We start from the raw sequence: 16,680 nt of genomic DNA, 5'->3' as shown, positions 1-16,680 counted from the left end.
CGAGGTGGTGCGCACCGGGACGAACAAGGCGGCGCGCAGACGTCTCAACCAGGCGTATCGGGGCGGGAGTTGGAGCAGATACGCGACACCGGACGCACAACGGCCCGCACTCTCCGGGGAGATGTGCGGGCCGTCGGCCGGGCGCGGGCGGTCAGCGGACCGTGAAGTGGACCGCGTCCTCCAGGAACGGGATGTTCAGCCACGGCCGGGGCTGGGCCATCAGCGCGAGCAGCACGATGGCCACGCCGAGCACCCCGTACGTGGTGATGTCGGTGAAGCGGGACCTGACGGCCAGCATGCCGACAGAGGGCAGGGTCCAGCGCAGGGCCGCGCCCGCCATTAGGGCGGCGCCGATGATGACGAGCCCGACCCGGAAGGCCTGCCCGAACGGCTCGGTGGCCACCGTCAGGAGCCCGAAGCCGACCGCGATCAGCACGGTGAGCAGCGGCCACTGGCGGGCGGGTGCGGGCGCGTCACCCGGGGCGGCGCGGCCGCCGCCCTCAGGACGGGCGGTGTCCCGTGTGACGGAGGGGAACCGCCGTGAGCCGCTCGCGCGGGCCGGCGCCGACGGCGCGTCACCGGCGGCCGACGGCTCCGTCCCCGTGGACGGCTCGTGACTCCTACCAGCACCCATGGGCCTCAGGCCTTTCCGGTCAGCCCGCTTGGGCGGCGAGCTCGGCCGCCTCGACGACGTTGACGAGCAGCTGGGCGCGGGTCATCGGGCCCACCCCGCCCGGGTTGGGCGACAGCCAGCCGGCCACCTCGGCGACGCCGGGGTGCACATCGCCGAGGATCTTGCCGCTCTCGTCACGGCTCACGCCGACATCGAGGACGGCCGCGCCCGGCTTCACGTCCTCCGGCTTGATCAGGTGCGGGACACCGGCCGCGGCGATGATGATGTCCGCCTGACGCAGGTGCGCCGACAGATCCCGCGTGCCGGTGTGGCACTGGGTGACCGTCGCGTTCTCGGAGCGCCGGGTGAGCAGCAGCGGCATGGAGCGCCCGATGGTGACACCGCGTCCGACCACGACGACCTCGGCCCCGTTGATCTCCACGCCGTGCTTGCGGAGCAGCTGGATGATGCCGTACGGGGTGCAGGGCAGCGGTCCGGGCTCGTTGAGGACCAGCCGGCCCAGGCTCATCGGGTGCAGCCCGTCGGCGTCCTTCGCCGGGTCCATCAGCTCCAGGACACGGTTCTCGTCGATGCCCTTGGGCAGCGGGAGCTGGACGATGTAGCCGGTGCACTCGGGGTTGTCGTTCAACTCCCGCACCACCGCCTCGATCTCGTCCTGCGTGGCGGTCGCGGGCAGCTCGCGCTGGATGGAGGCGATACCGACCTGGGCGCAGTCGCGGTGCTTGCCCGCGACGTACTTCTGGCTGCCGGGGTCCTCCCCGACGAGGACGGTACCCAGGCCGGGCGTGATGCCCCGTTCCTTCAGGGCCGCCACGCGGACGGCCAGTTCGGACTTGATCGCTGCGGCGGTGGCCTTGCCATCGAGAATCTGGGCGGTCATGTTTCCCATTCTTTCAGGGCGACGCATGATCGCCCAAGTTGCACTTGCACAACACATCCAGCAACCGGCTGGACAAACTTATGTCTCGTTTAGAACGATGATCCGCGCAGTGCCGCGGGCAGTGCCGGGGGGCGATCCGCTCATAACAGCTATTCCTCCGCTCGGGCCGCGTCGTCCCCGCAACACCCAACGGAGGAACACCCGTCATGAGCTTCGGCGACCCGAACAACCCCTACGGGCAGCAGCCCCAGCAGCCCCAGCAGCCTCCGCAGGGCGGCCCCTACGGCCAGCAGCAGGGCCAGCCCGGCTACGGCTACCCCCAGGGTCAGCAGGCCCCCCAGGGTGTCCCCCAGCAGGGCTACGGCTACCCGCAGCAGCCCGGCCAGGCCCCCGGTCAGCCGCAGTACGGCGCCTACCCGCAGGCACCGGGCACCCTCCAGGCCAACAACGGCCTGATCAACGTGCCGGTGCTCGGCACCGTCGAGGTCGCCTCGATGGGCCGCCGCCTCGGCGCCCGCCTGATCGACGGCGCCGCGATCGGCCTCATCCTCGGCATCCTCATGGCGGTCGGCATGGCCGGTGCCGTCGGCCTCGTCAAGGACTGTGACCCCAACTCGGTCGACTACACGTCCTGCATGAACGACGCGAGCGCCGGCTTCATCTCCGTGATGTTCACCTGGCTCGCCGTCATCGGCGCCTTCACGCTGCTGTACGAGTGGCTGATGGTCTCCCTCGTCGGCGCGACCCTGGGCAAGATGGCCCTCGGCCTGCGCGTGGTGAAGGAGAACACGGGCCAGAACCCGGGTCTGGGCGCGGGCTTCATCCGCTACATCATCCCGATCGTCGGCGCGTTCCTGTGCTACATCGGCGCCATCCTGGTCTACCTGTCGCCGTTCTTCGACAACTCCGGCAAGCTCCAGGGCTGGCACGACCGTGCCGCCGGCACGCTGGTGATCAAGAAGGCGTAACCGCCACCGTACGGTCGCCGGGCCGCGCTCCCCTGGGGGGGCGCGGCCCTTCGCGCGTCCGGGGTCAGTGGAAGAAGTGCCGGGTGCCGGTGAAGTACATCGTCACGCCCGCCTTCTTCGCGGCCTCCACCACCAGCTCGTCACGGACCGAACCGCCGGGCTGGACCACGGCCTTGACCCCGGCGTTCGCCAGGATCTCGAAGCCGTCGGGGAACGGGAAGAACGCGTCGGACGCGGCGTACGAACCGCGCGCCCGGTCCTCGCCGGCCCGCTCCACCGCGAGCTTCGCGGAGTCGACCCGGTTGACCTGGCCCATGCCGACGCCGACCGAGGCGCCGTCCTTGGCGAGCAGGATCGCGTTGGACTTGACGGCGCGACAGGCGATCCAGGCGAAGGCGAGTTCCTTCAACTCGGCCTCGGACAGGGCCTCTCCGCTCGCCAGCGTCCAGTTCGCGGGGTCGTCGCCCTCGGCCTGGAAGACATCGGTGTGCTGGAGCACGGCGCCGCCGGAGACGGGCTTGAGGTCGCCGGGCTGGTGCGGGGTGCCGTCGACCTTGAGCACCCGGATGTTCTTCTTGCGGGCCAGCACCTCGACGGCGCCGTCCTCGTAGTCCGGGGCGGCGATGACCTCGGTGAAGATCTCGGCGACCTGCTCGGCCATCGCCACGCTCACCGGCCGGTTGACGGCGATGACGCCGCCGAACGCGGAGAGCGGGTCGCACTCGTGCGCCTTGCGGTGCGCGGTGGCCAGGTCGTCGGCGACGGCGATGCCGCACGGGTTGGCGTGCTTGATGATCGCGACGCAGGGCTCTTCGTGGTCGTAGGCGGCGCGGCGCGCGGCCTCGGTGTCCACGTAGTTGTTGAAGGACATCTCCTTGCCGTGCAGCTGCTCGGCATTGGCGATCCCGCCCGGCTGCCCGTCGGTGTAGAGGGCCGCCGCCTGGTGCGGGTTCTCGCCGTAGCGCAGCGTCGACTTGCGCTCCCAGGTGCCGCCGAGGAACTCGGGGAGCTGGGCCCCGCCCTCCTCGGGCGCGTACACATTGGTCATCCAGGACGCCACGGCCACGTCGTAGGCCGCGGTGTGCTGGAACGCTTCTGCCGCCAGGCGCTTGCGGGCGGTCAGGTCGAAGCCGCCGTTCTTGACGGCGTCGAGCACGGCCGCGTACCGCGCCGGGCTGGTGACCACGGCGACCGACGGGTGGTTCTTGGCGGCGGCGCGGACCATCGAGGGGCCGCCGATGTCGATCTGCTCCACGCACTCGTCGGGGCTCGCGCCGGAGGCGACGGTCTCCTTGAACGGGTACAGGTTGACCACGACAAGCTCGAAGGGGCGCACGCCGAGCTCGTCGAGCTGGGCCCGGTGGGCGTCCAGACGCAGATCGGCGAGGATGCCCGCGTGCACCTTGGGGTGCAGCGTCTTGACCCGGCCGTCGAGGCACTCGGGGAACCCGGTGAGCTCCTCGACCTTGGTGACCGGCACCCCGGCGGCGGCGATCTTCGCGGCGGTCGACCCGGTGGACACCAGCTCGACCCCGGCCGCGTGGAGCCCTTGCGCCAGCTCCTCCAGGCCCGTCTTGTCGTAGACGCTGACTAGCGCCCGCCGGATGGGCTTGACGGTGTCCGTACTAACCGAGTTCACCGATCTGAACCTTTCGTCCCTCAATGCGGTAGCCGTTACGGGCCAGGCGCCCCACGACATCGACGAGCAGCGCTCGCTCGACTTCCTTGATCCGCTCATGGAGAGCGGCTTCATCGTCCTCGTCCCGGATCTCGACCACGCCCTGGGCGATGATCGGGCCGGTGTCGACGCCGTCGTCGACGAAGTGGACGGTGCACCCGGTGACCCGCGCGCCGTACGCGAGCGCGTCGCGTACGCCGTGGGCTCCGGGGAAACTGGGCAGCAGCGCGGGGTGGGTGTTGACCACCCGGCCGCCGAACCGGGCGAGGAACTCCTTGCCCACGATCTTCATGAACCCGGCCGAGACCACCAGGTCCGGCGCGTACGCCTCGGTCGCCGCGGCCAGCGCCGCGTCCCACTCCTCGCGCGAGCCGTGGTCCTTGACCCGGCACACGAAGGTGGGGATCCCGGCCCGCTCGGCGCGCTCCAGGCCCGCGATGGCGTCCCGGTCGGCGCCCACGGCCACGATCTCGGCGCCGTACCCGTCCGGATCGGCGGCGATCGCGTCGAGCAGGGCCTGCAAATTCGTGCCGGACCCGGACACCAGCACCACGAGCCGGGCGGGCCGGGTCGCTGCGGGCGGAAGGCGATCGGGGGAGGCGGACGCGGAGGTGGGCGGGGAGGCCACGGCGGGGCTCTTTCTCGCGGTCGTACGTCTTTGTGTGGTCGTACGAACGAATCGCGCCCCTCGATACGGGGAACTCTACGAAAGCGCCGACCGTCAGCAACGATACCGGCACACCGGACGGCCCCCACGGGACGGGGGCCGGACCGCCAGGTAGCGTCTGGGAGGACGCCACGAGACGAGACCTGTCTCACTTACTTGTTTGCGAGATGTGCCCCCCTGGCCCGACCGGCCGGCGGGGGTTCCGAGGGGAAGACGTTCACCCGATGCAGGACCGACGCCACCAGCTGTTCGCAGCCCGCCAGTCCTCCACCCCTGGCTCCCCTCATTCGACGGACCCGGGGAGCGCGGGGCCCGAGGGCACGGGAAGCGGCACCGGAGCGGGCTCCGCCGACGACAACCCCTTCGCCCCGCCGCCCGAGGGCCGCCCCGACCAGCCGTGGCAGCCGCGTCGTCCGGCGGCGGGCGAGGACGAGGGGCAGGACGGCCAGAACGGCCGGCACCAGGGTTCGCCCTGGGGCAGCCAGTGGAGCGACCGCCAGCCCGGCCGCGCCCCGGGCGGCTTCGGCCGGCGCCCCGAGCGTCCCGAGGGCGGCCCGGGCCAGAACCCTCCGCCCCCCGGAGGCGGTCTGCGCTGGGACCCCACCGACCCGGCCCAGCGCCGCGCCCGTTACGCCCTGCTCTCCGGCATGTGGGCCTTCTTCTTCGCCCTGTTCGACATGCCGGAGATCGCGCTGCTCCTGGGTGCGCTCGGCCTGTACTGGGCGATCAGCTCACTGCGCGCCAAGCCGAAGCCGCCCCCGGCCCCCTCGGCGACCTCCCCCGCGCCGGCGGCGCAGCCCGCCCCGCAGCAGCCCTCGTCCGGCAAGCCGCAGGTGACGGCGGCGGTGACCGGCCTGGTCACGGCGGTCCTCGCCCTCACAGTGGTGGCGTCGAGCTTCACGATGCAGCTCGTCTACCGCGACTACTACACCTGCGTGGACGACGCCCTCACCAAGACGGGCCAGCTCGCCTGCAACGACCTGATCCCGCCGAAGCTGGTGCCGTTGTTCGGGGTGAAGGAGTAGCGGGGCGAAGGCGGGCGGCCTTCCATTGCCTCGCCGAGTGGCTACGGCTGGCGGGCAGCCTGCCGGGGGGCTAATCGGTGCTCGGCCGCGCCTCGGACGCGGGAGCGTCATCCGGGCCGGTGGGCGGCAGCGCGTCAGGCTCCGGGGCCGCCGGGTGCCCTTCGCCGGTGCGGTCCGCCAAAGCGGCGGCGGGCTCGTGGGCCGGCCTGGGCGGGGCCGCCTGTGGCTGAAGCGGGTGGGCGTCCGGTCCAGGGGCGGCCGCGACCTCCGGCAGGCCCGGCCGCACCTCCTGACCGGCCGGGTCCGTCTCCGAGCCCGGCAGCGCCTCCGGCGTCCCGGGCCCCGGCACCGGCCCGTACGGGGCCCCGGGCACGACCCCCGGCTCCCCCGTGACCAGCGGCGCGAACGGGGCGAGCGGCCCGCCGGCGGCCGGGGGGATGTCCGCCATGAGCCCGCCCGAAGCCTCCTTGAGCGCCGCCCAGCGGGCTTCCCGCGCCCCCTCCTCGTGCCAGAGGCCGCCCTCGCCGAGCGGCAGGAAGTCGTACGCCTCGTAGTCGGCCGGGCCGCCGTCGGCCACCGGCGGCGCGACCGCGCGGCTGCGCTTGCGGGGCCGCCACGCGAGCGCCCCCGCCACCCTGGCCCGCACCGGGCGCCGGGGCGCGGCCCGCCGCGACCTCCAGGCCCGCAACGCCAGGGCGCCCGGCATCCCGACCGTCGCGGCCCACAGCAGCGCCGCGCCCCCCGTACGCCACCACACCGGCCCCAGCGCGGCGAGGCTCCCGGTGCCGAGCGGGCCGCCGGCGACGACCGCGAGGGCCGCGAAAGCACAGCCGCACAGAGCCGCCCCGAGCAGCGCGGCCCGCGCCGTTTCGCGGCGCCCCCAGCCCTCCGCCACGGCCGCCCGCGCGGTGAAGTGGGCCAGGACGAGCCCGGCCCCCAGAGGCACCCCGGCCGCCGCCCACGTCCACCACGACCCGTGCCCCGGGGACGGCACCGCCGCGAGCAGCGGGAAGTGCGGCAGGGTGGCGGTGCCCGCCGTGCCGAGGGGGCCGACCGTCGCCCCCGTACCGACGGCGAAGCCCGGCCCGAGGCCGTACGAGGCGCCCCACACCGCGGCGTTCGGCACCAGGGCGACGGCGAGCAGCAGCACCGCGAACCGTCCCGACCAGTCCTCCGCGAGTCGCAGGAAGGCGTCCTCGGCGACGCCGATGTGCCAGGCGAGTCCGGCCCCCGCGAGCAGCGCGCCACCGCCGAGCAGCACCGCGGTGGCGGCCCCGGCGGCCCGTACCGCCGCGTGCGCGGGGACGCCCAGGAGAGCGGCCCGCACCCGGACCGGGACCACGTTCGGCAGCGGCCCGATCGGGCGGCCGTGCGCGGTCCAGACGCCGGCGGCGGTCGCCAGCGCCACGGTGAACGGCACGTGCAGCGCGGCGCCGAGCGGGTCGGCGGGCAGCGGCCCGGCATCCGCGTACAGCACCGCGGCAGCCGCCACCGCCAGATACCCGCAGGTCACCGCCCCGAACACGGCCAGGCCCGAGGGAAGCGGAGCGGCGTCGACGTCCTCGTACGCCTCGTCGTCGGGCATCAGCGCGTCGCGGGCCGCGCGGTGGGCGAGCCAGGCGGGCAGCGCCACCAGGAGGAGCGGAACGAGTCCGACCGGGGCCGGTGCGCCGGTCAGCGTCTCGGGCCTGACCAGCGGTGTTCCATGGGCGAGCAGCCACAGCGACGCGGCCGTGCGCAGGGCGCCGCCGGGCCCGCTGTCGGGGTAGGGGGAGCTGATCCACACCACGATCACCAGCACGGCGAGGGCGCCGAGACCGAGCCCCGCCGCGATCGCGCCACGCAGCAAACAGGTGGCGAGCACGGAGGGGCGCGCCTTGGCGGTCGGCAACAACAGGCTGCGCTCGGTCACTTGGGTCACCCGGCCATGCTGCCAACGACACGCGCTTTCTACCGGTAACACGTGAATGCCCGAAGTGTCGCTCAATATACGGTTATGTACTTATTACCCGGGGCGCATTCCGCTGTGCCGCCCCGGGCGCACCAGCCGTTACGGCCTTCGCGGGGAGCCCTGGGAGCCCTTCATGACACAGAGCACGGCCGACACCAAGGCCACCGACGCCATGTCCCCCCTGCCCACTCCCAAGGAGCGGCGCCGGCTGCGGGAGGCGAAGGATCTGAGCGAGGCGCAGGTCGCGACGACTGTCGGCGTCACACGGGCGACCGTGCGCTCGTGGGAGACGGGCCGCACCACGCCGCGCGGACGCAAGGGCCAGATCTACGCCCGTTTCCTCGCCGCCATCGCGGCGGAACTCGCCGCCGCGGGCGACCCGGACGGCCGGGGGGAGGGCGAACGCGGGGACGAGCGTGACGGCGAGCAGCAGCCGTCCCGCACCCCCGCCCCGCCCCGCAAGCAGGCCGCGAACCCGGCCAAGCCGCCCGCGAAGCCCCACGCGGAGAACACCCGGCCCAGGCCCGCCGCGTCGAGCGCCACGCCCAGGTCCTCCCGCCCCGGAGGGAGGACGGCGAAGCCCCCCGGCACGGCAGGCGCTCCGGCCGCCCCGGCCACCCCGATCGCCCCGGCCGCCTCCCACGACCCACCCGCGCCCGCGCCCTCCCCCGGCCCCGCCCCCGTCCCGCTGACCGTCGGCGCGTCCCGCACGGGCGAAGTCGTGGCGGAGCACGCGGAGGCCGGCCCGGAAGAGGAGCGTCGCCAGGACCCCGCGGGACGCACACCGGGCGGCATCGCCACGCCCCCGGCCGGCACCCCGCGCGGCGACGACGCCGCCGGCGCCGAGCCGCACGCGACGACACCGACCGAGACCCCCCGAACCGACGACGCCGCGGACGCCGGGCCGGACCCGGTCACCCCCGCCCAGGCCTTCGACGCGCTGTATCTGTCCGCCGCGGCCGCCCTCGCGCAGCAGACCTATCTGCTGACCGGGCGGACCCGGCTCGCGCGGGAGTCCGTGGAGCGCGCCTTCCATCTGGCCTGGGAGTACTGGCCCCAGGTCGCCACCGACCGGGACCCGGTGGGCTGGGTACGGGCGGCGGCGCACGAGTACGCGCTCTCCCCCTGGCACCGCTTCCGGCGCACCCACAAGCACCCCGACCAGCCGCCCGTGGAGCCCGAACGCCGGGCGCTGCTCGACACGTTGCTCGATCTGCCGCCCGCCTACCGGCGCACCGCGCTCCTGTACGACGGGCTCGGGCTCGACCTGCCGGACGCGGCCGCCGAGATGGAGGCCAGCACCCCGGCCGCCGCGAGCCGGGTGCTGCACGCACGGGCCGCGCTGGTGGACCGGGTCCCCGCCGCGCGGCGCGCCAGGACCCCCGAGGCCCTCTCGTCGGTGCTGCGCGAGCGCATCACGGACCTCGCGCTCGCCGGGCCCCCCTCCGTGACCCGGCTGCCCGCCCCGCGGGTCGTACGCACCGGGGGCGAGCGGCGGCGCCGGTTCTGGACGCGGGCGGCGATCGCCTTCACCACCCTGATCGTGAGCGCGACGGCCTTCACCGTGGTGACCGTGCCGCCCCACCACGTGCGCCCGGTGCCCCTCGGCGTACGCGTCGGAGGTGTCCCCGTCAACAGCGGTCCGCAGCGGCTGACCAGCGAGGACCTCGAACTGCGCGACAAGCTGCGCTCGGAGCCGGCCCGGGGGCCGCACCGGCTGGTCCTCGACATCCGCTGACCGTCCGCGGCCGGGAACGCACGAGGGCCCGCACCCCCTGAGGGGTGCGGGCCCTTGACGCGTACTCGGGGAACTCAGCTCCCCAAGGCGGTGCTCAGCTGCCGAGGATGGCGCGCGCGAGCTTGGCGGTCTCGGTCGGCGTCTTGCCGACCTTGACGCCGGCGGCCTCCAGGGCCTCCTTCTTCGCCTGGGCGGTGCCGGAGGAGCCGGAGACGATGGCGCCGGCGTGGCCCATGGTCTTGCCCTCGGGCGCGGTGAAGCCCGCGACGTAGCCGACGACCGGCTTGGTGACGTTGGCCTTGATGTAGTCGGCCGCACGCTCCTCGGCGTCGCCGCCGATCTCGCCGATCATCACGATCAGGTCGGTCTCGGGGTCGGCCTCGAACGCGGCGAGCGCGTCGATGTGCGTGGTGCCGATGACCGGGTCGCCACCGATGCCGACGGCGGACGAGAAGCCGATGTCACGCAGCTCGTACATCATCTGGTACGTCAGCGTGCCGGACTTCGACACCAAGCCGATACGGCCCGGCTTGGTGATGTCGCCCGGGATGATGCCGGCGTTGGACTGGCCCGGCGTGATCAGACCGGGGCAGTTCGGGCCGATGATGCGGGTCTTGTTGCCCTTGGAGTTCGCGTACGCCCAGAAGGCGGCGGAGTCGTGCACCGCGATGCCCTCGGTGATGACGACGGCGAGACCGATCTCGGCGTCGATCGCCTCGACGACGGCGGCCTTGGCATGGGCCGGCGGCACGAAGAGGACGGAGACGTCGGCGCCCGTCTTCTCCATCGCTTCCTTGACGGAGCCAAAGACCGGAACGTCGGTGCCGTCGAAGTCGACGGAGGTGCCGGCCTTGCGCGGGTTCACGCCACCGACGATGTTGGTGCCGTCGGCCAGCATGAGCTTGGTGTGCTTCATGCCCGTGGCGCCGGTCATGCCCTGGACGATGACCTTGCTGTCCTTGGTGAGGAAGATAGCCATGGTGGTGTCTTAACCTCTTCCCTTACTTCGCAGCCGCGAGCTCGGCGGCCTTGTCGGCCGCGCCGTCCATGGTGTCCACGCGCTGCACGAGCGGGTGGTTGGCGTCGCTGAGGATCTTGCGACCCAGCTCCGCGTTGTTGCCGTCGAGACGGACGACCAGCGGCTTGGTGACCTCTTCGCCCTTGTCGGCGAGGAGGGCCAGCGCCTGGATGATGCCGTTGGCGACCTCGTCGCAGGCGGTGATGCCGCCGAAGACGTTGACGAACACGGACTTGACGTCCTCGTCGCCGAGGATGATCTCCAGGCCGTTCGCCATCACCTGGGCGGACGCGCCGCCGCCGATGTCGAGGAAGTTGGCCGGCTTCACGCCGCCGTGGTTCTCACCGGCGTACGCGACGACGTCCAGGGTGCTCATGACGAGACCCGCGCCGTTGCCGATGATGCCGACCTCGCCGTCGAGCTTCACGTAGTTGAGGTTCTTGGCCTTGGCGGCCGCCTCGAGGGGGTTGGCCGCGGCCTTGTCCTCGAGCGCCTCGTGCTCGGGCTGACGGAACTCGGCGTTCTCGTCCAGCGACACCTTGCCATCGAGGGCGAGGATGCGGCCGTCCTTGGTCTTCACCAGCGGGTTGACCTCGACGAGGAGCGCGTCCTCGGCGACGAAGGTCTTCCACAGGGTCACCATGGCCTCGGCGACGCCCTCGGCCACGTCGGCCGGGAACTTCGCCTGGGCCACGATCTCGCGGGCCTTCTCGATGTCGACGCCGTCGACGGCGTTGACCGGGACCTTCGCGAGGGCCTCGGGGGTCTTCTCCGCGACCTCCTCGATGTCCATGCCGCCCTGCACCGACGCCATGGCGAGGAAGGTGCGGTTGGTGCGGTCGAGGAGGTACGAGACGTAGTACTCCGCCTCGATCTCGGGGGACAGCTCGGCGATCATCACCTTGTGGACCGTGTGGCCCTTGATGTCCATGCCGAGGATGTCGGTGGCGCGGGCGACGGCCTCGTCCGCGTTGGCGGCCAGCTTCACGCCGCCGGCCTTGCCGCGGCCACCGACCTTCACCTGCGCCTTGACGACCGACTTGCCGCCGAGACGCTCAGTGGCCTCGCGCGCCGCCTCAGGCGTGTCGATCACTTCACCGGCCAGCACCGGTACACCGTGCTTGGCGAAGAGGTCCCTCGCCTGGTACTCGAACAGGTCCACGCGCGTCCGTCCCTTTTCAGTGGTATCGCGGTTGCGTTGTCTGCTGGGCGTGCCGCGAAGGGCAACGTGACGGCGCTGTCACTGAGGGAGGCGTACACGGTCCGAGTACGCGGCATGTCCGTCTCGCAGGTTATCTCCGCAGGCCCTGGCTCCCTAAATCGCAGATCACACCTGGGCGGTGATACCTGTCACAGATCACCTGGTCGGCGCGCGTCGCGGCGGACCTCCCTCACGCCTCGGGTATCGGCAGCGGCCGCCGCTCGATCGCCGCGGCCATCACCTCGGGGAACAGATCGGGCGTGCAGGCGAAGGCCGGGGCACCCAGAGCGGCCAGGGCCGCGGCATGCTCGCGGTCGTATGCGGGGGCGCCTTCGTCGGAGAGCGCGAGCAGGGCCACGAACTGCACCCCCGACGCCTTCATCGCGGCGACCCGCTTCAGCATCTCGTCCCGTATCCCGCCCTCGTAAAGATCACTGATCAGAACGACCACCGTGTCCGCGGGGCGGGTGATCTGCGACTGGCAGTACGCCAGCGCCCGGTTGATGTCGGTGCCGCCGCCGAGCTGGGTGCCGAACAGGACGTCGACGGGGTCGTCGAGCTGGTCGGTGAGGTCGACGACGGCGGTGTCGAAGACCACCAGGCGCGTCGCGATCGAGCGCATCGAGGCGAGCACGGCGCCGAAGACGGAGGCGTAGACGACGGACGCGGCCATCGAGCCGGACTGGTCGATGCACAGCACGACGTCCTTCTTCACCCCCCGCGCGGCCCGCCCGTACCCGATGAGCCGCTCGGGCACGACGGTGTGGTGGTCGGGCAGATAGTTCTTGAGGTTGGCCCTGATGGTGCGGTCCCAGTCGATGTCGCGGTGGCGGGGCCGGCTGATGCGGGCGCTGCGGTCCAGGGCGCCGGTGAGGGTGGCCCGGGTGCGGGTGGCGAGGCGCTTCTCCAGGTCCTCGACGACCTTGCGCACCACGGCGCGGGCGGTCTCCCGGGTGGTCTCGGGCATCGCCTTGTTGAGGGAGAGCAGGGTGCCGACGAGATGGACGTCGGCCTCGACCGCCTCCAGCATCTCCGGCTCCAGGAGCAGCGTGGCGAGGCCGAGCCGCTCGATGGCGTCGCGCTGCATGATCTGCACCACGGAGCTCGGGAAGTACCCGCGGATGTCCCCCAGCCAGCGGGCGACGGAGAGCGCGGACGCGCCGAGCCCGGCACCGCGGTCCTTGGCCGTGCCCTTGCCGAGGCCGTAGAGCGCGGCGAGCGCGCCGTCCATGGCGGCGTCCTGTCCGGTGAGCGCGCGGCCGGTGCCCTCGGCGCCGGGCTCCCCGCCCAGCACCAGCCGCCAGCGGCGCAGCCGCTCGTCAGTACTTGGTGGCGTGCTGGTCATCAATTCCCCACCCCCACAAGGCTGTTGGTGTCATCGAGGTCGTCGGGTCCGGCAGGGGCGTCGCGTCGGGCGAGGTCGGTGCGTCGGACAAGCGCGTCGGGTCCGTTCGGGTCGTCGGGTCTGCGGGAGTCGCCGGGGTCTGTCCGGCCCAGGAGCAGGGCCACCAGGGGCAGTACGGCGTCGGCGCGGGCCGTGTCGAGGCCGGAGCCGAAGCCGGGGGCGGTGGCGTCGCCGGGCCCGGGTCGCACGGCGGGCCCCCGGCGCACCAGCTCCCCCAGGGTGCGCCGCACGCCCGCCTCGTAGGCGGCGAACGTCCGGCGCAGCAGCGGCAGTACGTCGGTGAAAGCCTCCGGCGCCACGCCCGTCAGCCAGCCGTCGACGAGGCCGCGCAGCCGCTCGTCGTGGACCAGGAGCATGCCGCCGCCCGACGCCCCGCCGACGAAGCCCTCGATCCATGCGGCCGCGTCGGCGGGGGCCGTGCCCGGGGAGAGGGCGAGGCTCATGTGGCGGGCCGCGTCCTCGCTCTCGATGCGGCCGTCGTCGAGCAGCAGCCGCACCGCGCGGCCGCGCAGGAGGCCGGGAACGGTGTCGCGCGCGGCGAGCCGGGCGAGCACCGAGGACCAGCGCTCGCGGAGCCCGCCCGCGCCGGTGCCGGCCGGGTCCGCCAGCAGCGCCGTCGCGGTGTGGACGGCGTCGAGGTGGGTGCGCATCTCGGCGGCGCCGTCCGCGTCGAGACCGGCGCAGGCGGGCGGCAGGCCGACGCAGATCCGCTCGGCGAGGCCCGCCGCGACCTCGGCAAGGCCTTCGGTGGTGGTGCCGCGGACGTCTCCGTAGCGCAGGGTGCGGGCGAGCGCGGGCAGGGCTTGGGCGAGGTGGGCGACGTCGGTGTCGAGCGCGGCCCGGTCGGCGAGCGCGCGCATCACCACCGGCAGCGCGTCGGGCAGTTCGGCCAGGAGGCACTGCTCGGCGAGCGAGGTGATCTCGACGAGCGCCGTCGTGGCGACGGCCCGCGACTCGGCCTTCGCGGTGGCGGCGCCCAGGACGGTGGTGCCCCACACTCCGGCTTCGGCGACCCGCACCGACAGTTCGGGCTCCCAGCGCAGCCGCCAGTTCTCGCGGAAGGTGCCGGTGGAGCGCGCCCGGACCGGCTCGCCCCAGTCGATGCCGAGCAGCCGCAGCCGGTGCAGCAGTCTGCTGCGGCCCGCGTCGGTCTCCTTGCGCAGATCCAGCTCCAACTCCCGCTCCAGGGCCTCCGGTTTGAGCCGCAGGCCGCGCTGGGTCCGTACGAGATCGCGCTGGAGCGGGACGGCGGGCGCCGCGTCGGGCACCTCGCCCAGCACATCGCCCACGATCAGCCGTTCCTGGATCAGGCCGAGCGGCACATCGGAGCCCTCGCACAGCACGGCCCGTACGGCGTCGGTGGTCTCGGCGAGGCCGGGCAGCGGGCGTCCCCGCATGGCGGCGAGCGTTGTGGCGAGCCGGACGGCCTCGATGACATGGGCCGAGGAGATCGCGTAGTCCTCCTCGCGCAGCAGCCCGGCCACCTTGGTCATCCACCGCTCGACCGGCCGGTCCCGGGCGCCGAACAGATGCCCGTACCAGCCCGGCGAGTCGATGCCCGCGCCGTAGCCACTGCGCCGGGCGAGCCTGCGGTGCGTCCAGGGCACCCAGGTCAGCTCGGCCTTGACCTTGGGCAGCCCCTTGAGCAGGGCGCGGTCGGCCGCCACGGTGAACCCGCCGGCCAGCGCGGGGACGTGCCAGGCCCCGCAGACGACGGCGACCTCGGCCCCGAACTCCCTTGTGGCGGCGCGCAGTTGCTGCCGCATATGGGCCTCGCGGACCAGGTCGCGCGGATGGCCTCCGTCGCCGTACGTCTCGCGCAGTACGCCCATGGCCTCGCCGAGCGCGGCGAACGGCGCCGCGGGGTCCGCCGCCGCGTCCCGGTGCTCGACGACGTCCTCCCACCAGCGCTCCGGGTCGTCGTATCCGGCGGTCTCCGCGAGCGCTCCGATGGGGTCGATCCGCGGCCCGCCCTCCTGCGGCTCCCCCTCCTCGCCGATGGCGAGCGAGTGGGCGGCGGGCAGGTCGATGAAGCGGACCGGCGCGCCGTGCGACAGGGCCCAGCGGATCGCCACCCATTCCGGCGAGAACTCGGCCATCGGCCAGAACGCGGCCCGCCCGGGGTCGTCGACGACATGGGCGAGCAGCGCGACCGGCGGCCGCATCGCGTCGTCGGCGGCCAGGTCCAGCAGGGCGTCGCCCTCCGGCGGCCCCTCGATGAGCACCGCGCGCGGCCGGGCGGCCTCAAGCGCGGCCAGCACCGCACGGGCCGAACCCGGCCCGTGATGGCGCACCCCGAGCAGCAGGGGCCCCGGCGCGGTGGCACGCGCCGTCATGCGGACACCTCGCGGCAGGCGCGGTAGAAGTCCTTCCAACCGTCCCGCTCACGGACCACGGTCTCCAGGTACTCCTGCCAGATGACCCGGTCGGCCGCAGGGTCGCGCACCACCGCGCCGAGGATGCCGGCGGCGACGTCCCCCGCCCTGAGCACGCCGTCCCCGAAGTGCGATGCGAGCGCGAGACCCCCGGTCACCACGGAGATGGCCTCGGCCGTGGAGAGCGTCCCCGAGGGGGACTTGAGCTTGGTGCGCCCGTCGGCGGTCACCCCGTCGCGCAGCTCGCGGAAGACGGTGACGACCCGGTGGATCTCCGCCATTCCGTCGGGCACGGCGGGCAGGTCGAGCGAGCGGCCGAGCTGGTCGACCCGGCGCGAGACGATGTCGACCTCGGCCTCGGCGGTCGCGGGCAGCGGCAGGACGACGGTGTTGAAGCGGCGCCGCAGCGCGCTGGACAGCTCATTCACGCCGCGGTCGCGGTCATTGGCCGTGGCGATGAGGTTGAAGCCCCGCACGGCCTGGGTCTCGGCGCCCAGCTCCGGGATGGGCAGCGTCTTCTCGGACAGGATCGTGATCAGCGAGTCCTGCACGTCGGCGGGGATGCGGGTGAGCTCCTCGACCCGGGCGGTCATGCCGTCCGCCATGGCTCGCATGATCGGGCTGGGCACGAGCGCGGCGCGGCTGGGGCCGTGCGCGAGGAGTTGGGCGTAGTTCCAGCCGTAGCGGATGGCTTCCTCGGGCGTGCCCGCGGTGCCCTGCACGAGCAGCGTGGAATCACCGCTGACGGCCGCCGCGAGGTGCTCCGACACCCATGTCTTCGCGGTGCCGGGCACGCCGAGCAGGAGCAGCGCGCGGTCGGTGGCCAAGGTGGTGACGGCGACCTCGACGATGCGCCGGGGCCCCACGTACTTCGGTGTGATCACGGTCCCGTCGGACAGGGTGCCACCGAGCAGATAGGTGGCGACCGCCCACGGCGAGAGCCGCCAACGGGCCGGGCGCGGGCGGTCGTCGGCGGCCGCGAGCGCGGCCAGTTCGCCGGCGAAGGCCTGCTCGGCGTGCGGCCGCAGGGCCTCATCCGTCGCGGCCTCGGCGTGCGATCCGGTGTTCTCGGATTCGATGTCGGACTCGATTTCGGACATGGTCATGGCTCCCCCTCCAGGTCGTTCGAGACGTTCGACC

The 16,680-nt window shown here is 73.3% G+C and carries 13 protein-coding genes; 3 read left to right on the top strand and 10 right to left on the bottom strand.

The annotated features are described in order from the left end of the window. Positions 1–151: 151 nt before the first annotated feature. On the bottom strand, positions 152–634 hold the full coding sequence (locus N4G70_RS10950; RefSeq protein WP_261712356.1) for a DUF3017 domain-containing protein: 483 nt from the start codon (positions 632–634) through the stop codon (positions 152–154). Between the two features lie 19 nt (positions 635–653). Next, a complete protein-coding gene (locus N4G70_RS10945) occupies positions 654–1,514 on the bottom strand; it encodes a bifunctional methylenetetrahydrofolate dehydrogenase/methenyltetrahydrofolate cyclohydrolase (protein ID WP_261712355.1) in 861 nt (286 codons plus the stop codon). A 206-nt stretch (positions 1,515–1,720) separates the two neighbouring features. Here N4G70_RS10945 and N4G70_RS10940 point away from each other — a divergent pair, with 206 nt between their 5' ends. Further along, positions 1,721–2,482 carry an RDD family protein gene (locus N4G70_RS10940; protein WP_261712354.1) on the top strand — a complete coding sequence of 254 codons (762 nt, stop codon included), beginning with the start codon at positions 1,721–1,723 and terminating at the stop codon, positions 2,480–2,482. Between the two features lie 64 nt (positions 2,483–2,546). On the opposite strand, the gene purH is transcribed toward N4G70_RS10940, so the two are convergent. After that, positions 2,547–4,181 carry a bifunctional phosphoribosylaminoimidazolecarboxamide formyltransferase/IMP cyclohydrolase gene (gene purH, locus N4G70_RS10935; RefSeq protein WP_261712584.1) on the bottom strand — a complete coding sequence of 545 codons (1,635 nt, stop codon included), beginning with the start codon at positions 4,179–4,181 and terminating at the stop codon, positions 2,547–2,549. After that, a complete protein-coding gene (gene purN / locus N4G70_RS10930; protein WP_261712583.1) occupies positions 4,108–4,713 on the bottom strand; it encodes a phosphoribosylglycinamide formyltransferase in 606 nt (201 codons plus the stop codon). The genes purH and purN overlap by 74 nt, the downstream gene beginning before the upstream one ends. 338 nt (positions 4,714–5,051) lie before the next feature. Here purN and N4G70_RS10925 point away from each other — a divergent pair, with 338 nt between their 5' ends. Further along, the gene (locus N4G70_RS10925) at positions 5,052–5,852 is read left to right on the top strand and encodes a hypothetical protein (RefSeq protein ID WP_261712353.1); all 801 of its coding nucleotides are present in this window, start codon (positions 5,052–5,054) and stop codon (positions 5,850–5,852) included. 70 nt (positions 5,853–5,922) lie between these two features. Here N4G70_RS10925 and N4G70_RS10920 read toward each other — a convergent pair whose 3' ends face one another. Then, entirely contained in the window at positions 5,923–7,773 is a 1,851-nt protein-coding gene (locus N4G70_RS10920; protein WP_261712352.1) for a DUF6350 family protein, read from the bottom strand. Positions 7,774–7,936: 163 nt separating this feature from the next. Between N4G70_RS10920 and N4G70_RS10915 the strand changes: the two genes are divergently transcribed. Beyond that, the gene (locus tag N4G70_RS10915; RefSeq protein ID WP_261712351.1) at positions 7,937–9,541 is read left to right on the top strand and encodes a helix-turn-helix domain-containing protein; all 1,605 of its coding nucleotides are present in this window, start codon (positions 7,937–7,939) and stop codon (positions 9,539–9,541) included. 94 nt (positions 9,542–9,635) lie between these two features. Here N4G70_RS10915 and sucD read toward each other — a convergent pair whose 3' ends face one another. The 5 genes from sucD to N4G70_RS10890 all read right to left on the bottom strand — a co-directional run bounded on the left by sucD (position 9,636) and on the right by N4G70_RS10890 (position 16,646). Beyond that, on the bottom strand, positions 9,636–10,520 hold the full coding sequence (gene sucD, locus N4G70_RS10910; RefSeq protein ID WP_120721826.1) for a succinate--CoA ligase subunit alpha: 885 nt from the start codon (positions 10,518–10,520) through the stop codon (positions 9,636–9,638). 22 nt (positions 10,521–10,542) lie between these two features. Further along, a complete protein-coding gene (gene sucC / locus N4G70_RS10905; RefSeq protein WP_261712350.1) occupies positions 10,543–11,721 on the bottom strand; it encodes an ADP-forming succinate--CoA ligase subunit beta in 1,179 nt (392 codons plus the stop codon). 229 nt (positions 11,722–11,950) lie between these two features. Further along, a complete protein-coding gene (locus N4G70_RS10900) occupies positions 11,951–13,105 on the bottom strand; it encodes a VWA domain-containing protein (RefSeq protein ID WP_261712349.1) in 1,155 nt (384 codons plus the stop codon). After that, entirely contained in the window at positions 13,105–15,501 is a 2,397-nt protein-coding gene (locus N4G70_RS10895; RefSeq protein WP_261712348.1) for a DUF5682 family protein, read from the bottom strand. Before N4G70_RS10895 ends, N4G70_RS10900 begins: the two co-directional genes overlap by 1 nt. Further along, the gene (locus N4G70_RS10890; protein WP_261712347.1) at positions 15,498–16,646 is read right to left on the bottom strand and encodes an AAA family ATPase; all 1,149 of its coding nucleotides are present in this window, start codon (positions 16,644–16,646) and stop codon (positions 15,498–15,500) included. The genes N4G70_RS10895 and N4G70_RS10890 overlap by 4 nt, the downstream gene beginning before the upstream one ends. Between the last annotated feature and the right edge of the window lie 34 nt (positions 16,647–16,680).

The organism is Streptomyces sp. ASQP_92 (genome assembly GCF_025399895.1).
Classification (GTDB): domain Bacteria; phylum Actinomycetota; class Actinomycetes; order Streptomycetales; family Streptomycetaceae; genus Streptomyces.
The sequence above is the reverse complement of the archived record's forward strand: the minus strand, read 5'-3'. Positions and strand labels throughout refer to the sequence as shown.